Source organism: Pseudomonas sp. CG7, from assembly GCF_023701885.1.
GTDB classification, from domain to species: Bacteria; Pseudomonadota; Gammaproteobacteria; order Pseudomonadales; family Pseudomonadaceae; genus Aquipseudomonas; species Aquipseudomonas zanjanensis.
On record NZ_JABAEE010000023.1, the window covers coordinates 59019 to 80360 of the forward strand.

The window sequence follows — 21342 nt, forward strand, 5'->3', positions numbered from 1 at the left end:
CCGCCAGCCCCCGGCGGCGCCCCCACGCCCCCCCAGGTTTTGCGGCCGCGCCACCCCCCAACCCCCGCCCCGCCCCAGCGGGAGCAAGCTCCCTCGCCACGGGGCCTTTGTTCGACGCCGCTTCAGTGGGCTGGCATCAACGCATCAGGCTCACCACCGGGGGCGAATCAGGACTCGATAGCCGCCCCGCACTTGCCTTCGCCACATTTGCCTTCCGCGGTCTTCGCCTGGGCCGACAGGTATTGCTTGGCTTCCGGCAACGAGATACCGCCGTCGTGGTTGGCGTCGATCTTGTCGAACTCAGCGGCGCGTTCCGGTGCTGCGGCGATGAATTCGTCCCGCGAGACCTGGCCATCGTGGTTTTTATCGGTCTTGGCGATCTTGTCTTCGCCGCACTTGCCTTCGGCGGGTTTCTTCACCGTATCGGCGGCGGCCAGGGTGTAGCCCTGGGCCAGGTCGTTCATGGTCAAGGCCGAAGCCGCCGTGGAGAGACCCAGGCCACCGACCAGAGCCAGGCCAAGTGCAAGGGATGAATGACGGGAGAAGTTGAGCATGGGGTAGTCCTCTGACGATTGACGATTAATCTGCCAGTCACCGGCACCGAGGCTCGGGGCCGGCTGGCTGGCGTAGTTAATCGACGGTGTGTATCCGGCCTGTGTCGCCGGCCCGGTCCTTCGTCAAGCAGATGTATCCGGGCCTGCGCGGTACACACTGCGATACACGCCCGCCCGGCCACAGCCCCTGGCGTTGAAAAAATCGAAACCTTGGACGGCGTGCACCGGTCAAGTCCTGTATGAACGTCAACCGCTGCACGTCGCGCCGAGCGACCACAGCCCGAAACGAGGGACAGACATGAGCATGACCGTCGGTGATTTCCTGGTGGAACGTCTTTATGAATGGGGGGTTCGCCGTATCTATGGCTATCCGGGCGATGGCATCAACGGCGTGTTTGGCGCCTTGAACCGCGCCCAGGGAAAAATCCGCTTCATCCAGGCCCGCCACGAGGAAATGGCCGCGTTCATGGCCTGCGCCCACGCCAAGTTCACCGGCGAACTGGGGGTCTGCATCGCCACTTCCGGACCCGGCGCGTCCCACTTGGTAACCGGCCTCTACGATGCCCGAATGGATCACATGCCGGTGCTCGCCATCAGCGGCCAGCAGGCCCGCGCCGCGCTGGGCGGGCATTATCAGCAGGAACTGGACCTGGTGAGCCTGTTCAAGGACGTGGCCGGGGCGTTCGTGCAGCAAGCCAGCGTACCCGCCCAGGTACGTCACCTGCTCGACCGCGCCGTACGCACAGCGGTGGGCGAGCGCCGGGTCACGGCGCTGATCCTGCCGAACGCCCTCCAGGACATGGAATACACCGCGCCGCGCCACAAGCACGGGACCATTCACTCCGGCGTCGGCTACCGCAAGCCCAGCGTCGTCCCCTACGAAGAGGACTTGCGCAAAGCTGCCGAGGTGCTCAATGCCGGCAAGAAAGTCGCCATCCTGGTCGGTGCCGGCGCGCTGCACGCCACCGACGAAGTCATCGCCATCGCCGAGAAACTGGGTGCCGGTGTGGCCAAGGCATTGCTGGGCAAGGCCGCCGTGCCCGATGACCTGCCCTGGGTCACCGGCACCATCGGCCTGCTCGGCACCGAGCCCAGCGACAACCTGATGGCCGGCTGCGACACGCTGCTGATGATCGGCTCCGGCTTCCCCTACGCCGAGTTCCTGCCCCCTGAAGGCCAGGCCCGGGGCGTGCAGATCGACATTCAAGCGGACATGCTCAGCCTGCGGTATCCCATGGAAGTCAGCCTGCACGGCGACAGCGTCGATACCTTGCGCGCCCTGCTGCCGCTGATCGATGAAAATACCGACCGCACCTGGCGCAAGAAAATCGAGCATTGGCGGGAACGCTGGGAGCGCACCCTGGAAAAACGCGCCTTGGTAGCCGCCAAACCGATCAACCCGCAGCGAGTCACCTTCGAGCTGTCGCCGCGACTGCCAGAGCAGGCCATCATCACCTGCGATTCGGGCTCCTGCGCCAATTGGTACGCCCGCGACCTGAAGATCCGGCGCGGCATGATGTGTTCGCTGTCGGGTGGCCTGGCGTCAATGGGCGCCGCCGTGCCCTACGCCATCGCGGCGAAGTTCTGCCACCCGCAGCGGCCAGTGATCGCCCTGGTAGGCGATGGTGCCATGCAGATGAACAACATGGCCGAGCTGATCACCGTCGCCAAATACTGGCGCACCTGGGCCAACGGCACCTGGATCTGTGCAGTGTTCAACAATCGGGACTTGAACCAGGTGACATGGGAACAACGGGTGATGGAGGGCGATCCAAAATTCGAAGCCTCCCAGGACATTCCCGACGTGCCCTACCACCTGTTTGCCGAATCCATTGGCTTGAAGGGCATCCTCGTGTTGCACGAAGACGACGTGGCCACGGCCTGGGAAACCGCGCTGGCGGCGGATCGTCCGGTGCTGATCGAAATTCGCACCGACCCCGACGTGCCGCCGCTGCCACCGCACATCAAGCTGGAACAGGCGAAGAAGTTTGCCTCGACCCTGCTCCAGGGCGACCCGAACGAGCGAGGCATCGTGGTGGAGACCGCCAAGCAGGTATTGAGCAGCCTGCTGCCGGGCCATCGCACGGATAAAGAGTGAGGCGTGACACGATGCCCACCGTTGAGCTGCATCGTCGCTATGAAAGGTCCCTGCTGCTGGCGTTCTGCGTGGTATGGGGCTGGTTGGCCATTGCCCCCCTGAAACGCAGCGACTGGCTGGCGGAAAACCTGCTGGTGGTTGTGTTGCTGGTCGTGCTGGTGGCCGTTCATCGGCGATTCAGCTTTTCCCGGCTGTCCGGCACGCTGCTGTTCGTGTTTCTCTGCATCCATGAAATCGGCGCCCACTACAGCTACGCCAAGGTGCCCTACAACCAGTGGTGGCAGGCCTTGACCGGGGGCCCTTCGCTTGACCAGCTCATGGGGTTCCAACGCAACCAATTCGATCGGCTGGTGCATTTCAGCTATGGCCTGCTGCTGGCCTATCCGCTGCGGGAGGTTTTGCTGCGGGTGGTGCCTGCAAAGGGGTTCACGGGCTATTTGCTGGCCTGGAGCCTGATTCTCGCGTCGTCGGCCATTTACGAGATCATTGAATGGTTGGGCGGTGCCTATATAGGCGGTGATACCGCCAAGGCTTTTGTCGGCGCCCAGCGGGACCCGTGGGATTCACAAAAGGACATGGCCTTGGCCGCGCTTGCCGCGTTCATCGCCCTGCTGGCCGCCGCCGGGGTCAGCTACCTGCGCCAACGGGACGTCGCCCTCCAATGGGCATCCCGCTTCAAGGCCCGCACATGACAACAACGCAGCCTGTCGGCTGCTTCGTTAACACGACTAAGTAAATCAGCCCGCCCGCCGATACAAGACAGGTGCGGGTGAAATCGCTTTTGGCTGATGACTTTTTTATGACTGAAAATGCTGGCAATGACTCGACTGTCCTTTCCCCGGGCTCGCCAACCCGTAGTTTCACCCGTCGCACGTTCCCGGCCATCATGCTCCTGCTGTTTGTCATGTCCGCACTGGCGATCGCCGTGCTGCTTAACATCACGGCGGCCCAGGACCGGCGCGCCCGCGAACAAAGCCTGTTTTTCGCCCAGCGGGCCATCGAGGGCATCCGCACCGGCATCGGCCGCGACCTGAGCGACTATTCCAAGTGGAGCGACGCCTACCGGCACCTGCATGTCGACGTCGACAAGGAATGGGCCTATGACCAGGAAAACGTCGGCAGCAGCGTGTTTTCGCTCTATGGCTACCAGGCGGTGTTTGTCATTTCCCCGACCGGCAAGACCGTTTATTCGGTGATCGATGGCCAGATGAGCGAGGTAGATGCCGACACCTGGCTGACCGGCGACCTGCGAGCACTGCGGAACAAAGCCAGCACGGCGGAAAATCACGACGAAGTGGTCGTCGAGCTGCTGCACCACGACGACGCCCCGGCGTTCGTCGCCGTGTCCGCCATCACCACTGGCACGGACAACAGCGTGGCGCAAATTCCCGGCCCGCCCAGCCTGATGCTCTTCGTCAAGGTCCTGGACCCCGGCGCCCTGGAAATCCTGGCGCGGGATTTTGCCCTGCCCGATGCCCATATCGCCAGGACCCCGGGCCCCGCCGATACCGCCCAATTGCTGCTCGACGATCTGACCCAAGAGGCCCTGGCGTGGCGCCCGCAGCCCCCGGGCCAGGATCTGCGCAAAGTCCTGCTGCCGGTGCTGGCCGTGGCGGTACTGGTGCTGGGAATCCTGGCCCTGGCCGTTCTGCGCCACGCCTTGACGATGCTGCGCGCCCAGGAAAGCCAATACGCCAGCCTGCTGGCCCACCGCAAGGCTTTGGAGCGCAGCGAAGAACGTTTCCGCGACATCGCCGAAGTCTCCTCCGACTGGTTGTGGGAGGTCGACTCGACCGGGACGCTGACCTACCTGTCGGAACGCTTCGAACAAGTGACCGGCTTCAGCCCCACGGAATGGCTCGGCAAACCGCTGCACCGGCTGCTCCACCCCCATGGTGGCTCGATCTCGATTGCCCAATGGTTGCTCGGCGGTGCCAACAGCCTCTCTTCGGCACCGCTGCTGTGCGAGTACACCGCGCGCAACCAGCGCATCCGCACCTGCAAGCTGTCGGTACGGGCCATCGAAGCCGGCACCGTGGGTTTTCGCGTCACCGCCACGGATATCACCGACGAGTTGCGCGCGCTGGCCCAGATCAAGCACCTCTCCCTGCATGACCCGCTGACCGGGCTGGCCAACCGCAACCGTTTGTTCGCTTGCCTTCGCGAACACCTGGATCGACCTGATCGCCCGCCCCTGGTGCTGCTGAACCTGGACATGGACCGATTCAAGCCGGTCAACGACTCCCTGGGCCATGCCGTGGGCGATAAAGTGCTCAGGGAAGTGGCGCATATCCTCCAGCAAAACGTCCGTGGCACCGAGCTGGTGGCGCGCCTGGGCGGTGATGAGTTTGTCATTGTCATGCCCGAGCCCGGCGATGCCGACGATATCGATCAGCTCTGTGCACGGCTGATCGACTGCATGCAACGGCCCATGCACCTGGACGGCAACACGCTGTACCTGGGAGTGAGCATCGGCGTCGCCTGGGCGCAGCCCGGTGACGAACGGGCCGATGAACTGTTGCGCCACGCCGACATCGCCTTGTATGCGGCCAAGGCGGCGGGCCGCAACACCTGGCGCGTGTATGTGGAAGCCATGGGCAACCTGGCCCGCGACCGGCGGCAATACGAGCAGCAACTGCGCAACGCCATGCAGCACGATCAACTGGAACTGCGCTACTTGCCTCGCTTCGACGTGATCGCCGAGCAACTGCACGGTTTCGAAGCCCAGATCTTCTGGCACCACCCCGAAAAGGGTGAGCTGGGTGGGGCCGACTTCATCCCCGTGGCGGAAACCTCGGGTCAGTTGGAAGAACTGGGCAGCTGGGTCTTGATCAACGTCTGTGAAGAAGCCGTGACCTGGCCGAGCGATGTGAATGTCTCCCTCGCGGTTTCACCCCGGTGGTTCAACAGCAGCTTCCTGCTCAACCAGGTGCAGGAAGCGCTCGAAACGAGTGGCCTGGCGCCTCACCGGATAACCTTGGAAGTGGCCGAAGGGGGGCTGCTGGCCGACCACAAGGCCGTCGCCGCCACCCTCCATGCGCTCAAGGATCTTGGGGTGCGGATCAACATCGATAAGTTCGGCACCAACATCGCCTCCCTGCGCGAGGTGCTGGACCAGCCGTTCGATGGCATCCGCTTCGATCGCAACATCCTCTCGCAGTTGGGCCTGGAGGACGACAAGGAAGGTGTCCTGGCGATGAGCCGGTTGAGCCGCAGCGTCGGGCTCATGGTCACCGCCGAAGGGATCGAAAACGCCCGACAATACAGCCAACTGCGCAACGTGGCCTGCGACCATGTCCAAGGCCCCTACTTCGGCGCGGCACTGCCCCGCTCGGAAATGGCCTCGTTCTTCACCACGCCGCGGTGGCTGTAACCCGCCGCGCCACCGCTATCGCGAGCAGGCTCGCTCCCACAATGGCCCTGTGTTGTACCCAAACCTCAAGGCCACCCAATAACCCTGTGGGAGCGGGCTTGCTCGCGATGGGGCCAGCACTGCCAACATCACCGCAAGCTGAATTCCCCCTACAAACTCAACCGCCCCCGTTCCTCCTCTGTCAGCCGCTGGCGGCTCTGTTCATCCAAAGGCCCCGCGCCCAGGACCTGGACCGGGCTGGCCGGGTCGTAGGCCCGTGGGGCTTCGCGGCTGGCGCCATCGCGGGACGGGGCCAGTTGCTCGGAACCAAAGCTCACCACCTGCACGGTGAACACCGACGCCTGGTTCTGCCGCGCGGCGTTCTGTTGCTGACGGGCGACATCCTCAGCCGCCTGCGTCGCCGAGGACGCCGCCGAACTGGCCGAGGTGATCGCCCCGGTGGTCACCGACGCCGCCAACGGCACGCCGGTGGACTTGCCCTGGGGCTGGATGTTGGCCGCGTTCACCACGGTCAAGGCCGCGATGTTGACGTTGCCCGACACCCGAATCCCCGCCTCGCCCGCATCGATGGTGCCCAGTGGGGCGATCAGGTCGATATCCCCAGGTGACACTTCAGCAATCGGGTTGAGGGTGGCGATACCCGCGCCGATACTCGGTACTGATGGCGACAAGGTGACGTTGCCCCAAGTGTCATACACGCGCCTTGGCGGCGTATAGACCACCGTCGTCTTCGAACCGCGCCCGGCGTTGATATCGCCCCCGGCCGACCAGCCGAGGATCGACCCGCCAAAGGTGGTCATGATCCGGCTCTGGCCCAGCAAAATGCTGCCTTGGGCGTACAACTGAATGTCACCCCGGCCTTGGGTGATGACCCCGGCCGAGGCCGGTGGCGCGTCACCTTCGATCCCGAATACCTGCTGCCCGCCCGGGGTCAGCACCTGGATATCGCCGCCAAAGTCGGTGTGGATCCCCGAACCGCCGTAGAGCGTGATGTCACCGTCGTAGCGAATGGTGTTGCCCGCCACATCCTTGCTGGGGAACAGCGCGGCAATCGCCTCACGCCCCCGGCGGTAACTGCCACTGCGCTCGCCACCGACGGTGTTGTATTCGCGCCCCCCGGCCTTGAGTTCGGCGAAGTAGCTCTGCCGGGCGAAGACGTTCTGCTGTTCCGTCGGCAGGCCGGCGAAAAACGCCAGAGCCTGGTCTTCGCCAGCGCTGTAGCCGAAGCGTTGACTCAGCCACTGGATCAGTTCGCCGCGATAATCTTTCAGCGCCGCGCCTGGTTGCAGGTAACGCGCCAGCAAACCCCGATAGTTCGGCCCCTGGGGGCCAGCCCCGGCAATCAGCGCGATCGAGGCGCCCCCGTCACGGACCTGCGCCGCCGGGTCGACATTGCCAATGCTGTTGAAACCGCTCTCCTGGTACAACTGCCCCACGCCCGGGCCCGACCCGTACAGGTTGCGCCCGGCACTGACCTCCAGCAGGCCGGGACCGGCGATATTAAAGGTGCTCAGGCGGATGTCGCGCCCAGCGGAAACCTGGGAAATTTCATCGCTTCGACTGTGCACGATCAAGTTACCGATGGATTGCCCGCCAGCCGAACCACTGACGGCAGCAGGCACATCAGTCGCGGTGTTCAACGGCAAACCGGAGTTGACAATGTCACGCCCGGCCATCACCCGCAGCGGGCCTCTGCCCTCGTAGCGCACTTCGTCACCCGATTCTGGATAACGAATCACTTCGCCTGTCCGCAGGCCGACGATATCGCCCTTCCCCGCATAAAAACGCACCGGCTCGCGCCGGGTATACGGCTGGACGCTGAAGGTATTGGCGCCAAAACTGAATTACGGGAATTCGCTCGGCGCGACATAGACCCCTGTGCCGTAATTATCATAGTTCGGATTGCTGTTGATCCCGCTGTAGCCGGCGAAGGCCGGGCGCAACGGACTGGACAACAGGGCCGGATCGGCCCCCGACTGCGTGACCGCATAACCGCCGGCATAAATCGAATCGGCGGCGATCAGTTGCAACTCGGCATTGGCCGAGGGCGCGGTCATCAACGAGAACCCCGATGCCACGTCACTGACACCACGGGCCGATGGTCCGTAGTAGAGGCTGCCATTGGCGGCGACGGCCCGCAGGATCGAGGGGTAGACAAAACGTCCGCCGGCGACTGAGGCATTGAGACCGGCCAGTTTTTCAATGGCGACGATGGGCGTCAGGTTACCGCCGACACTGAACAGGTCGATGGCGGTATTGCCGGTCCACAAGGAGAATTGGCTCAGGCCGCCGCCACTGCGATAGGCACCTTCGCGGTCGGTGTAGCCGGTGGAGTTCTGCATCACCACCCGTCCCGGATCGCCCACCCCTTGCAACACCAGGTCGCCACGGCTGTCCAGGCTGACGCCGGCATCCCCCGGCATCAGGGTCACGCCGCCGCGAGCGGTGGCCATGGTGGAAACGTAAGCGTCATAGGCCCGAGACTCTTTCGGATCCTGGAAAGCGCCATAGCTGCCGTAGGTCAGGCCCAACGCTCCGATCGCTCCAGCCTGCAACTGCAACGAACCGCGCAGGTTGGCCAGCATCCCGTTCAGATCAGCCGCCGCGCTGACACTCTCTCGTGCCGCCTGGGAAGGGTTGAGTTCACCACCGATGCGTAACCGCAGGTCGCCGCCGCCGGTCACCACCAGGCTGCCATCGGCGGCAACCCGGCCACTGCTGCCCACGGCCAGCACCAGCCCCTGGCTGCGCTCCACATCGGCGCCCAGGACACCGAGTTGCTGGGAAATCAAGCCGGCGTCGCCGCCCACATCGACGCTCAGGTTTCCGCCGCCCAGCGTGCCGAGCCCGGTAACGCCCGTCAGGTAGGGATCACCCGCCTCGGTGGAAGGCTGCTGGGCGAAGGTGCCGAAGTTGATCCACCAGGCGGTGGGGATTTGCGTGGCCGGATCGGCCGTGGTGCCTGTGCCTTGGCGCCATAACCAGTTGCCCATTGCCGCAGACGTGTTCTGTGCCCCACTGCCGACGTTTCTCTTGGAGAACGAATCGCCGTGCAGGTCACCGCCCACCGTCAGCTTGAGGTTACCGCCTTGCTCCGGGTACCAGGCCTGGTAAGCGCCACCGGTGGTGAGCGATTCATAGGCGGCACCCGCAGCCCCCAGCACACTGCCATCGGGCTGTCGGCCACGGGCCTGCTGATAGGGGTCGTCGGCGCCAGGCGTCAACGAGGCCGACTGGGAGCCGGCGGTGTAGACCCCGAACAGCGACCGCATAGTGAAGTCACCGGCACTGAGCAACTCCAGATCCCCGGTCCCGGTGCGCAAGACGCTGAACAGCTGGCTGCCGGGAGTGACCTTGGTGCGGATCGGCTCCGGAGGGTTGTCGGGAACCACAGCCAACACGCACCAGTCAGGAAACCAGGTGCAGAAATCCAGCGCCTCAGGCGGCACAGGCTCCCCTGGTACACCATAATTGTTGGTCGGAGACCAGACCAAAACCGTCTTGGGCGGCGCCGGCATGCACGCTTCGGGAACCCAGGTGCAGAAGTCCAGCATTTCGGGTGGCACTGGTTCCCCCGGCACTCCAAAGTTGCTGCCCGGCGCCCAGACCAGCCCCGTGCCGCCACCTCCGCCACCGCCACCCCCGGTCTGCTCGCGCTTGGCCAGGTAATGCCCGTCGGCCAATTGCAAACTGCCCGCCTCTGCATGAGGGCGGGTGATGCGGCTATCAGCCGCCTCGGTATCGGCCCCCGCCACCCAACGCATCGACCAGGATTGCGAGCCGGCCGGCAGCAGGCTTGCGACCGCCCAATTTCGACCCTGGATACCGTTATCGACCGGGCGCAATTCGATCAGGTCGACCCCCTCGGCCAGCTTGACGTCGGTGCCGGAAGGAATCAGCGCGCCGGAGCCCAACGCCAGGGCGCTACGCAACGTCAGCCCGCTGCCCGGCACTGCGCCCCCCTTGGGCCAGGTGCCGTCCTTGACGGTTATGCCCATCGGCAGGCGGGGACCGGCTTCCAGGCGAGTGTCGACCGGCAAGCTGACCGCCGCTTTGAGCAAGGTGCCGGCGGCATACAGGAGGTTGCCGCTGGCATCGCGGATGGCGGCCTGCAACAGCGTACCCGCGGGCAGGTTCAGGGCCTCGCCCAGGCTCAGCGTGGTCGGCAGCTCAAGCCCCGCCGGCAGGCTGCCGCCCTTGAAGGGCACGTCATAGTTGAGCAGGCTGCCGGCCGGATACAGGGTGCCCTCGGCCAATTCGACACCGGCCCCCGGCACCACCAGGTCAGCACCGAACGGCTGTTTCCCGCTGAGCAGCAACCAGCCATTGCCATCGGTGCGCAACGTCGGGTCGCCGGCGTCTGGCGGCGCGAAACCATCGTTGATGCTGCCATAGATGTTCAGGTTGCCACCGGCGCGCACCACCAGGTTGCCCGCCTCGCCGGAGCCATACACATCGGTCTTTTGCGTATGGCGGTTGAGGCTGGCGTAGCGATAACCGGAAAGGTCCAGGTCACCCTGCACCACCAGGTCGCCGTCCGGCGTCTTGCTGAGGATCTCCACGCCGGGCCGCAGGTGCAGCGCATCGGCGTAAGTGGCATTGTTCAGGCCGGCCAGCTTGCCGTTGAGCAGATTGCCGTTGTTCAGCGCGGCATTGATGAACGCCTCGCTGTCATTGTGTTTATCGTTCAGGTAACCCTGATCGATTACTTGATAAGGCCGCCCATCCACCGCCGGCACGGTGCCGTCACGGGCATCGGTGTAGCGGGCGATCGCGTTGACGCTGATGGAGCGCGCGCCGAGCACCGACAAGTTTCCAGAGGCATCGATGGCGATATCGCCGTACCGCGGATCATCGACCCGCAGCCGCGGGGCATTGAGCTCCAGGGTGCCACGGGCCCGGCCGTCATATTGTCCCGGGCCATTGCCCAGCGGCGCGCCGGTGCCGTGGCGCAGGTCCAGGCGCGCACCGCTGGCCAGGGTCAAATGGCCGTCCCCGGAGTTGAGTTCGATCAGCGCCCGGTTGGGGCTGTCGATGATCTTGCCGTAGCTGTCGACCCGCAAAATGCTGCCGTGGGTATCGAGCAGCGCGCTGCCGGCGACAGTCAGCCCGTGTTTCGCCGCCAGACGGATACTCCCGACCGCTTGCCCGCTGGCATCGACAGTGCCGAGCACGGTCAGGCTGCCGTTGTCCACCGAGACATTGATGGCATTGGCCTTGAGTTCGTTGCCGATCACCAGGTCGCCTTGCTTGAGCTGGAAGCTGCGCGAGCCAAACACTTGGTCACGGTTCAGCCGCCCGTTCAGCGCGGCGAAATCCCCCAGGGTTTGCCCGCGCAGGTCCACCGCGCCGCCGGCATAGGGCACCAGGGTGCCGCCGGCGTTATAGGTACCGGTGGCGGAACCGAGGATGCGGCCTTGCAGGTCGATCAGGCCGGCATCGGAGTCGAGGGCGATCGCACTGAGCAGGCCGGCGCGGTTGTTGCGGGCGCTGAGGTCGACGGTCGAACCGGCGGCCTGACGGATATTGCCGGTGCGGCTGTCGAGGAACAGATCACCGCCCCAACTGTATTTGCGCACATCGTTGAGCACCACCTCGCGCCCGGCCAGGTCGATCCGGGCGTTGTCACCCAGCACCACGTCGCCACTGGCGCCGAGGGTGAGCTTGCCGCTGGGCAGGCGGACCGTGCCGTCGAGCAACAGGCTGCCGGCCTGTAGCTGCAACTCAGCCCCCAGCGCCGCGTTGTCGACGGCTGCGGCCGACACCCCGGCAATACCCGCCACCGTCAGCGCGCCACCGGCGGTGATGCGGTTGACCGAGCCTGCCTCGCCGGTCCACAGCGGTGTGTTCACCCGCAGGTCGCCGCCGCTGTAGCTGTAGCCTTTGCCGCTGACGTAGTCGCCACGGGACTGGTACACCTGCAACGCGCCTTTGTGGGTGGCGGTGATGCGCTGGCTGGCGGTGAGGTTGACCTGGCTGACGCCCAGCGTGAGGCGCTGCGGGTTGTCGAGGTTGTGGGCCTGGGCATGCGGGCCGTAACCGAATTCCAGCACCTGGGCCTGGATATCCAGCACCCCGCTGCCGTTGCCAGGTCCGGCCAGCAGCGGCGCGCCGGCCGGCGTCAGCGCACCGTTCCACACCAGGGTGCCGGTGCGAATGCTGGCATGGTCACCGGCCGCGCCGTAGCCGTAGATCGCCGGCGTGCCGAGGACCAGCCGCTGGAGGCTGGACTTGCCCGTCAAGGGGTCCAGGGTGCTGAGCTCGACGCTTTCGTAGAAGTTCACCGAATCCCGGGCATTGAGCACCAGGTTTTCCAGGGCGGGCGCGCCCTTGAGGCGATCGCCGCGCAGCAGGCGGTCAAGCACCTGCTGGTTGAGGGTCAGCCCCTTGGGCAGCGCCTGGCGTTGTTGGGCCGCCGCCAGCGCCTGGGCCGAACCGATGTTGATCGCACCCACCGCCAGCGTCAGGTTGCGCGTGCCGAAACGCACCGACTCATCGAGGTTGAAGGCATTGTCGGTCGCCGCGGTGATGGTGCCTTGGGAATAGAGTTCGGTGGTGCCGCTGCATTGCCCGCTATCACACTGGCCGATCAGGATCGAGCCCGGACCATCGGTGCCCGCGCTTGCGGTAGGCGGTAGCACATCGAGCCAGCCATTGGACACCGCCAGCAGGCTGTTCTGGCCTGGGTTGTAGACGAAACCGCTGCGGGAGTCGAACGGTGTGCTGCCTTGACCCAGGGTATTGATGCTCGCCCCCTGCTCCACCACGATGGCGCCGGCCTTGCCATTGGTGGCGAGGAACACCTCACCGGCCTTGAGGCCGCTGCCCTGGCGCAGAATGATGTCGGACAGCGTCGAGTTGAAGTTCACCAGATTGCCGCCCTGGCCGTAGCTGACGCCGGGCAGCGTGCCAATCGACAGGCGCGGAGCCTGCAAGGCATTCAATGCGTGATCATAGAGCGAGGCGCCGGCGAAACCCGCCGTGGCCTGTTGACCGACCGGCAGCACTTCGAGGCGGGCGGTGTCGGCAAAAACGCCGACGCTGCCGCCCAGGCCGCCCTCGGCCGGTTTGAAACGGGCTGTTCCGTTGAATCGGAATGTCTCGGCGGGGTCGCCCACCCCTTTGAACTTGAGCTTGAGGGTCTTGCCATCGGCCTCGATCATCGGCCGCGGCACGCCTTTGAGCGCGGCGTCGGCCTTGGCGAACGCTGCGTAGCCGGTTTCGTTGTATTGCGAATAACGCCGCAGCACGGCCGCCGAGGTCAGGATCACTTGGCTGGACAGCGCATCGCGAATATTGCTGTGGGCAATCGACAGCCCTCCCGAGGTGGCCCAGGAGCCGTTACGCATGGCCAGGCTGCTGGCCATTTTCCCACTGTCGGCCAAGCCATTGAGTTCGACCCGGAACGCCCCCGGCAACAAGGCATAAGTCGAGGGCAGCAAGGTGTAGGTGCCCGCCGGCAGGCCTGGAACACCCGCGTCCAGGGTAATGCGCTGGCCGAGCAGCGGATCGCGCGCCCCGGCCTCCCCTGACGGCGGCGCGTAGCCGCGCTGGTCGCCGGGGACGATGGCGTACACCGGGTTGGTGTCCAACCCCGGCAGTACCAGGCTACCGTCCGCACCGATCTGCACCAACGGGTTGTAGCGCGCGTCGGTAGAGCCGCCCCGCCCGGAAATGAAACCGGCGCCGGCCAGTTCGCCGCCACCGGACAGATCCAGCACGGCACCGGGTTGCACGTCGATGCTGTGGCCGATCATCGAGACGCCCACCGACAACACGTTGACCGACGTGCTGCCCCCCGCGCCGATCAATTGGACGTCCTTGCCGTTGTAGCGATAGGACAAGCCGTCGACCGTGCCGCCATAAGGCATGTTCAAACCGGCCCCGCTGACCGACGTGACACTGCCCGGCAACAACTTCAAGGTCTGGATATCGCCCCCTTCTTCGCCCAGGCTGAGCAGCCCCAACGGCGCCCGCAGCACGCCGCCCTGCAATAAGATACCGGCGTCCAGGCTCAGCGAACCGAACACCGAATACGGTTGGGCCGGCAGCGTGTCGGTGGTACGCCCGATCCGCAGGGTCGAGTCGGCGGTGGTCTTGACCCGCGCCGTGGCCCCCGTCGTCGGATAGATCTGCGCCGCCAGCAGGGTCAGGTCGGCGTTGCTGAGCAGTTGTGTGGCCGTACTCTCGATATTCAGCGGCGAGCCGCCAAGAAAACGCAGGTCGCCCCGGCTGCTCAACTGCGCCTGGGCAAAACCGCGGCGATCGACCTCCAGGGCCGGGCCCTGCTGGCGCGCCAGCACGCCATGGGCGCCCAGGGTCAGGACATCGCGAAGGTCCAGCAGATCGGCGTTGACCTGCAATTGGGCGGCGCTGTCCTGCACCGACAGGCCACCCTGGATAGTCGGGCGTACATGCACGTCGGCGCCTCGCGCCGCGGCCCCCGCCAGACGCACATAAGGGGCGTTCAAGGCTATTCGGCTGTCACCCGGCGCGCCCTCGGCCAGCGCCAGGGAGCCGGTATAGATCTGCAGGCTCTGCGCCAGGTTCAGGTTCACATCACCGGCAAACGACAGGATGCCGTTGCTGAGCAAGGTCAGGTTGGCGAACCCACCGCGGCTGACTTTATCGACGTCCAGGCGGCCCTGGCCGTAGCTCATCAGGCCATCGGTGGCAGCGCTGCCGGTGCCCCGGGACAGGATCAACTCACGCGGCACCCGCACCTGATCGTCCACCGTCGAGCGATCGTACAGCGGGGTTTCCAGCGCCACCGCCAGGCTGCCACCGGCAGCGCCCACACCGCCGGAAGCCGCCTGGAACTCGCCGTCCAGACGCAAGCCATTGTTCGAACTCAAGGCGCTGCTCCCGCCCGCGCTGCTCAGCGTCGTGGCGCCTTGGCCACGGATATCCAGCTCGGCCTGGGCGCCGCTGGCCAACAGCCGCGCGCCCTGCTTCACCACCACGAACAGGTCCGGCGCGCTGGCCGTGCCTTTGTCGGTGTCGACGCTGCCACCGATGACAATGCGGCCGGCGTCATCCACCCGGCCGTAACGCCGGTTCTGGGCATCCACTGCCGTGAACGCGCGGGCCGAGACGTCCAGCCGTGCATGCTCACCCAACAGGATCGAACGCTGATGGGGACGTTCGACCACCGGAATATCCGCCAGCCCCGCCGGCTTGATCTGGGGCAGCAGGATTTTCCCACCCCAGGCATCGAGTTGCCCGTCGACGCTCAACTGGCCGACGCTGGCCAGGCTCAGAGTGCTGCCTGGATCGACGCTGATCCGCGCGCCCGTGCCGACCACCAGCGCCGCCGTTTCCCGCTCGCTGGCAGTGGACAGGATGCTGCCGGCCTGCAGGCTCAAGTTCGCGCCCTTGCGCTGGCTCAACACGCCTTTGATCGCATCCTGCTGGTACAGCTCAGGGGTCCAGAGCGCCAACAGCGGCTGCGGGTCACTGCCGGTCGCTGCGTCCTGAAGGTTATCGCCAAAGTGGTACACCGGCATGCTGACGTCCAGCTGGGTGCCATCGCTGACGGTCAGTCCCTGGTTACCGGTAATGTCGTAGGCCGAGAAGCCCTTGTTGAAGAAGTCATTGCCCAACACCAGGCCCGCGTCGGCGTCCGCCACCGGGTGGTCGCTGAGGGTCACCTTGCCGGCCTGCACGCTCAGGCGTCCGCCGCCATTGACCCCATGGCCGCGCAGCTCACCGTCGAGGCTCAGCACCCCGTCGCCAGCGGACGTATTGGCGTTGGCCGCCAGGGTCAGGTTACCGCCCTTGCCGCCACGTTGCTTGCCATCGGCCAGCAGCGCGGCGCCCGATGAAACCTCGATCAGGCTGCCGCTCGCCAGCGGCAGGTCGCCGCTGCTGCGCAGGGACACGTTGCCGCCATTGAGGAACGGCAGCGCGCTGCTGTCATTCGGGTTGTGCAGTTGGTTGCTCCAGAGGCCCCGGGTATCGAGGGTCACCCCCTCGCCCACGCGAACGGCGGCGCGGCTGCCGTCAACGGCATCGATGCGGGTGTCCTCGACCCGGGCGCTCTCACTGATTTGCTGCAACACGTTGCCCAGGGCAATCTCGCCGCCCCGCGCCGCCAGGTTGGCGTCGACCTGGACCTGCGGCCCGTACAGGGTAATGCTGCCGGCCGGCGCGACCTGCAGGTCTCCTTCGACCTTGATGCTGCCGGTGGCGGCGATCTTCACGGCGCCAAGGCCGAAGCCGTTGAGCTGTTCACTGTTCAGGTAAAGGCGGCCTTCGCGCCCTTCAGCCACGGTGTCCTGGAGCCCCACTCCGGCCGCGAGGGATTGATCCTCGGTCCCGAGGACGATGTCCTGCAGCGTGCCGGCATTGGCGCGCAAGGCGTATTGCAGGGTACCGCTGCTTTTCACGTAGTAAGGCACGTAGTTGCCAACGATCAGTTGCGCGCCACGGGCCACCGCCTTCGCCGACTGGTTGTAACCGTCCAGCCCGACCTGGGCGGCCTGTACCTGGCGGTCGCTCTGGAAGGTGTCGCCGACCACCTGGCCTTCCAGCACGGCGTTGCGCGTGCCGATCACCAGGGAGCCGGCGTCGCGACCGACGCTGTAGCCCTGCTCGAAACGCTCCCGGGGTGCGATCAGCGGACTGTAGTAGAACCGGCTCTGGCCCCAACGCGTACTGTAATCCTCGTAACCCTGGTACACCCCTTCATAGAGGATGTCGCCAGGGGCGCTGGAGATTTCATACAGTCGCCCGTTCGCACCCTTGAGCCAGCTTTGCTTGACCATGCCGGACTGCACATCGAGGGTGCCGCCGGACAGGTTGATCTGCGAGCCCTTCTGCGTCACCACATCGTTACCGCTGAAGGACACCGTACCGCCCTGGGCCATCCACTCACCCACGCTGTGCACGCGGGTGCCCAGGTAGCCGCCGACCTCCAGCAGGCCACCGGCGGTGTACCAGCGATCCGTCGCGTAGCCGTTGGTGCCGGCGGGCACGAACACCAGGTCGCGGGTGTCGACCCACACGTCCTTGCTGTTCAGGCCGCCCTTGTCGCGGTTACCGGGGGCGTCGCGCTGTTCGTTGCCCTGGACGTTGATCTTGATGCTGTTGGATTCCATCGCCACCTTGACGCCCAACGCACCGGACACGTCAATGATCGCGCCAGCGCCGACCCGACTGCGCTGGGCCGCGCGGACGCCGACCTGGCCGCCGCTGGCGAGGGTGATCGAGCCTTTCTGGAAGTCGACGGTGCCGGCGCTGTCGATGGCGATCAACGACTGGTCGCGGCGATAGCCATCGACCGCGACGATAGGCGAAGTGTTGGCACTGGGTGGTTGCAGCAGACCGTTGCGCTGGCTGTCCAGGGCACTGCTGCTATCGAGCAGGATCGCACTGGTGGCGCCCTCGCCCAGGGTCACGCTGCGACTGGCGGTCAGGTGCAGGGTGCCGCGTGAATCCACCGAGGTACTGGCCAGCGCCACGCCGTTTTGCCGCACGTCCTGGCCGGTCAGGCTCACGTCGCCCAATGCTGCCTGCAGCAGGCCGCTGTTGCTGACTTCGCCCGGGCCGCTGGCGACCACTTGATTGCCGCGCACCGACGATTGCGCGTTACCGTCGGTGCCTTGGCCTTTCTTGATCACGAAATCACTGCCGGCGGCCAGCGCGACCTGGCCCTTCTGAGCGCTGATGGTCCCGGCGTTGTCCACTTCGTTGCCCAGCAACAGCACATAACCGCCACCGGCGGTGGAGCTGGCAGGCGCGTGGGTTTCGATCCGCGCGCCCTGCTCGACCCGCACCTTGCCGCCGGCGTTGGTGAAGGTCGGCGCCGCGCCGGGGCTGTAAAGGCCATTGTTCTTGAACTGGTTGTCGTCGAACGCGGTGGCGGCCGCCACCAGGTTGCGCACGTTGATCTGGCTGCTGCCGCTGAAAACGATGCCGTTCTGGTTGAGGATCAACACCGTGCCATTGGCCTTGATCGCACCTTGGACCTGGCTCGGCGCGGTCGCGTTATTGACCCGGTTGAGCACCGCCCAGTCGGCGTTCTGCTGGAAATTGACGGTGGTATCGCGCCCGACGTTGAAAGTGTCCCAGTTGATGATCGCCTTGTCGGCCGTCTGCTTGATCGAGACCTGGGTCTTGCCGCCCGCCTCGGTCTGCACCGGCGCCTCGACGTTGCTGAAGACCGGTTTGCCATCGGCGCCGATCACCAGGTTCAGGCCATTGCCACCCAGGCCGTTATGAATGGTTTGCGGGTTGGCGAAGGCTGACGCACGGCCCGCCGCCTGCAAGGCCTGCTGCGCGGCGATCGCCGCCACCGTGTTGTTGAGGTTGCTCAGCGAACGCTGCAATTGCTGGTTGGCGGTCTGCTGTTGCGCCAACGGTGGCGGCGCGCCTGGAACCTGCCCGCCCGGGCGAGCGGCATGGGTGGCCTGGGCCGCGCCTTTGGCGGCAAACCAGCTCGAACTGAAAGCCGCCGGCTGCGCGGCCTGGGCCGTGCCCGTGAGCACCAACAGGCCAATGGCCTGGGCCAGTGGGGTCAGGTACAACGCGCCCTGTTCCAGTACCGAGCGAGAGGATCCAGGGGCGAAGCCGCGAGGCGTCGGTTTCGAAGTTTTTTTAGACAGACGCATCACTATCCGATCCTTTTCCCATAGCACAGAGTTAGGTCACACAGCCGCCCGAGGTGGCCGTATCGATACCTGATAGGCGGTTACAACGGTGCGCGACCGAACGCTTGTCATACAAAGTTCATCTGCGTGCTGGCCGGGCAGCGAAATCATCTGGAACAGCGAAGCGCGCAGGGTTTTCAGGCGCAGAAAAACAACATCGGCAGCGCCAACCTGGCCGCTACCGATGCTGTTTTCAGAGTGGCCACATCCTGTGGCCGAAGGTGCTTCCTGCGTGCGGCTTACAAACGACCTTTGCCGTTGCAGACGCTGATGTTGGCAATATCCAGGCCGTCGCCATAGGCGTTGTCGAGGAAGGTTTTCTTGATTTCGCCAGCCAGGTTGGTCGGTGTTGCGCTGGTGCCAGGGACGATGGCGAAGGCGTGGGCGTTGATGACGGTGTTTTTGGTGCCGGTGTACAGGCTGGTCAGGAAGTTGCGGATGGCGGTGGCATCGGCAGCGGTCTTGTAGCACTGACCCACGAGCAGGTTGGTGTAACCCACGATCGGGTACTGATTGGCACCAGTGGGAACAGCGGTGTCATTGGCGGCGGAACCGAAGGTAGGGACCCACTTCAATGGGTTGGCACGATCGGCAGCGGTAGCCGGGACTGGAGCGGTACCCAGGGCGGCGGTGGTGTTGGCCAGGCTTGGCAGTGGCGCGGTGCCGGCGGCTACGGCGTTTTTGCTGACGCGAGCAACCACGGCGTTGTTGTTGGGAGAAACAAAGTCCGGGCTGACATAACCGATGGCGCCATCGGTGGCGTTGACCGCGGTCACGATGTCAGCGCTGCCGGCATCGGCCTGCCAGTTGGCAGGCTCGGCACCCAGGTTGGCCGTGGTAAAGGTGCTGCTGACGCCGAACTTGGTAGGGCAGGAATCGTTCAAGAAGCGGGCGAACAATTCGGTGGTGCCGCTGCTGCCGGAACGGTAGATGACCTTGATCGGGGTGGCGTCGCTGTTACCCAGGATCGGGCCCCAGGTGGTCACGGTGCCGGAGAAAATGTTGCACAGTTGGGCGCCGGTCAATTGCAGGGTCGTGGTGCCGCTTTTCTTGTACGGGACGGTCACCGAAGTGCCCACCGATGGAATCTGGATCAGTTTGCCGAAGGTGGCACCGAAGGCGGTGTTGTAGTTGGTCAGTTCAGTCTGGCTGATGACCGAGTCGCTACCGGCGAAATCGACCGGGGTACCGGCAGGCTGGCTGATCGAAGCGGGTGCGTTGGTCAGGAAAGCGGTCTTGCCGGCGCCGCTGCCGACACCGGTGTAGCTGAAGTCTGTCGGCAACAGACGTGGCAGAGGCGAAGCGCCGTTGTAGAGTCTCTCAGGCAGGGTGGCACCGCCACCGACAACCGCGGCCATCGATTGGGCCGAAGCCAGGGCGGCTACTGCCAGGGACGCTGCGATCATAGTGCGCTTAAACATGAAGAATCTCCTTTCGTCGTGTTCGTACGTAGGTTGAGTGACGCATGCTTGCCGTCATGGCGCTCGGTCCTGTGCCGATGGCGATGGGGTGAGGCCATGGGTTAGAAACTCGCAGCTTCCGGTGACAGATAAAGGAAAAAACCTCGGGAGTTGAGGGCTGTTTTCAGGGTGTTTTTCTCGGGTGTTCGAGGGCTCTGGATCGTGGGTTCAGGCGGGTTTCACTATTGAGCCCGGCATGGTGGGAGTGGAGGTCGCGGCGGGTGGTTGCCTGGCGAGCAAACATGACAGAACGAGGAACCCGAGTTTGGCGTGGGCAAGGCTCGGGAGATGTCTGATGCATTGAAAAAAATTTTGCCGATCAGCTTTTGTGGCGAGGGAGCTTGCTCCCGCTGGGTTGCGAAGCGACCCCAAACAGGTCCAACGCGATCCGCCTGATGTACCGGGGTATCAGGTTTTGGGGCTGCTGCGCAGCCCAGCGGGAGCAAGCTCCCTCGCCACGGTTTTTTGCGCGGCGGGCTATTGAACCAACTGGTTGATCTCGATAATCGGCAACAACACCGCCATGACAATCACCAGCACCACGCCGCCCATGACCACGATCATCAACGGCTCCAACAATGCGGTCATGCCCATGGCGCGGCGTTCGATGTCGCGGGACAGGGTTTGCGCGGCGCGGTCGAGCATCGGTGGCAGGCAGCCGGTTTTCTCGCCGCTAGCGATCAGGTGGATCAGCACCGGGGGGAAGACTTTTTCCACCCGCAGCGCCGCCGCCAAATTGACCCCTTCGCGGACCTTGGCCGTGGCCTCGCTGACGCTCTGGCTCAGGCGCTCGTTGGACAACGTCTGGCGCGCGGCCTCAAGGGCTCGCAACAACGGCACCCCGGCGCCGCCGAGAATTGCCAGGGTGGAAGCAAACCGCGCGGTGTTGAGGCCCAGTACAAAACGCCCGATCAGCGGCAGGCGCAACACCCGTGCGTGCCAGTTCAACCGTGCCGCCGGTTTGCGCAGATACAGCCGCCAACTCCAGAAGCCCCCGGCCAATACCCCAAAACACAACCAGCCCCAGGCGCGAATGAAGTCACTGGCGGTGAGCATCGCCACGGTCAGCCCGGGCAAGTCCTGGCGGGCCTGGGAGCTGTCTGATATACACAACAAACGCTCCAGACGAAGAGGAGAGTGTAGCAGTCGGTGGTGGCCGGATCAATAAAAAAATACGGGGGGGGGGGGGGGGGGGGGGGGGGGGGGG

At 65.1% G+C, this 21342-nt stretch carries 5 protein-coding genes and 2 pseudogenes; 3 read left to right on the plus strand and 4 right to left on the minus strand.

What is annotated here, in order from left to right; all coding sequences use genetic code 11:
- Positions 1-167: 167 nt before the first annotated feature.
- Positions 168-554 (minus strand): HvfA family oxazolone/thioamide-modified RiPP metallophore, encoded by a 387-nt coding sequence (locus HGO40_RS12175; protein ID WP_250963205.1) that lies wholly within the window; start codon positions 552-554, stop codon positions 168-170.
- A gap of 298 nt (positions 555-852) precedes the next feature.
- On the opposite strand from HGO40_RS12175, the gene HGO40_RS12180 reads away from it, so the two are divergent.
- The 3 genes from HGO40_RS12180 to HGO40_RS12190 all read left to right on the plus strand — a co-directional run bounded on the left by HGO40_RS12180 (position 853) and on the right by HGO40_RS12190 (position 6025).
- The gene (locus HGO40_RS12180) at positions 853-2652 is read left to right on the plus strand and encodes a thiamine pyrophosphate-requiring protein (RefSeq protein WP_250963206.1); all 1800 of its coding nucleotides are present in this window, start codon (positions 853-855) and stop codon (positions 2650-2652) included.
- Positions 2653-2663: 11 nt separating this feature from the next.
- Entirely contained in the window at positions 2664-3344 is a 681-nt protein-coding gene (locus HGO40_RS12185; protein ID WP_250963207.1) for a DUF2238 domain-containing protein, read from the plus strand.
- 107 nt (positions 3345-3451) lie between these two features.
- Positions 3452-6025 (plus strand): bifunctional diguanylate cyclase/phosphodiesterase, encoded by a 2574-nt coding sequence (locus HGO40_RS12190; protein WP_250963208.1) that lies wholly within the window; start codon positions 3452-3454, stop codon positions 6023-6025.
- Between the two features lie 149 nt (positions 6026-6174).
- Here HGO40_RS12190 and HGO40_RS12195 read toward each other — a convergent pair.
- The 3 genes and pseudogenes from HGO40_RS12195 to HGO40_RS12205 all read right to left on the minus strand — a co-directional run.
- Positions 6175-18636, minus strand: a pseudogene (locus HGO40_RS12195) (filamentous hemagglutinin family protein).
- A gap of 278 nt (positions 18637-18914) precedes the next feature.
- The gene (locus HGO40_RS12200; protein WP_250963209.1) at positions 18915-20096 is read right to left on the minus strand and encodes a substrate-binding domain-containing protein; all 1182 of its coding nucleotides are present in this window, start codon (positions 20094-20096) and stop codon (positions 18915-18917) included.
- Between the two features lie 516 nt (positions 20097-20612).
- Positions 20613-21242 (minus strand): annotated as a pseudogene (locus HGO40_RS12205) (type II secretion system F family protein); the annotation flags it as partial.
- Between the last annotated feature and the right edge of the window lie 100 nt (positions 21243-21342).

Coding starts and splice junctions, on each gene's coding strand:
- HGO40_RS12200 (WP_250963209.1), bottom strand. CDS start 20,096: ATGTTTAAGCGCACTATGATCGCAGCGTCCCTGGCAGTAGCCGCCCTG.
- HGO40_RS12175 (WP_250963205.1), bottom strand. CDS start 554: ATGCTCAACTTCTCCCGTCATTCATCCCTTGCACTTGGCCTGGCTCTG.
- HGO40_RS12180 (WP_250963206.1), top strand. CDS start 853: ATGAGCATGACCGTCGGTGATTTCCTGGTGGAACGTCTTTATGAATGG.
- HGO40_RS12185 (WP_250963207.1), top strand. CDS start 2,664: ATGCCCACCGTTGAGCTGCATCGTCGCTATGAAAGGTCCCTGCTGCTG.
- HGO40_RS12190 (WP_250963208.1), top strand. CDS start 3,452: ATGACTGAAAATGCTGGCAATGACTCGACTGTCCTTTCCCCGGGCTCG.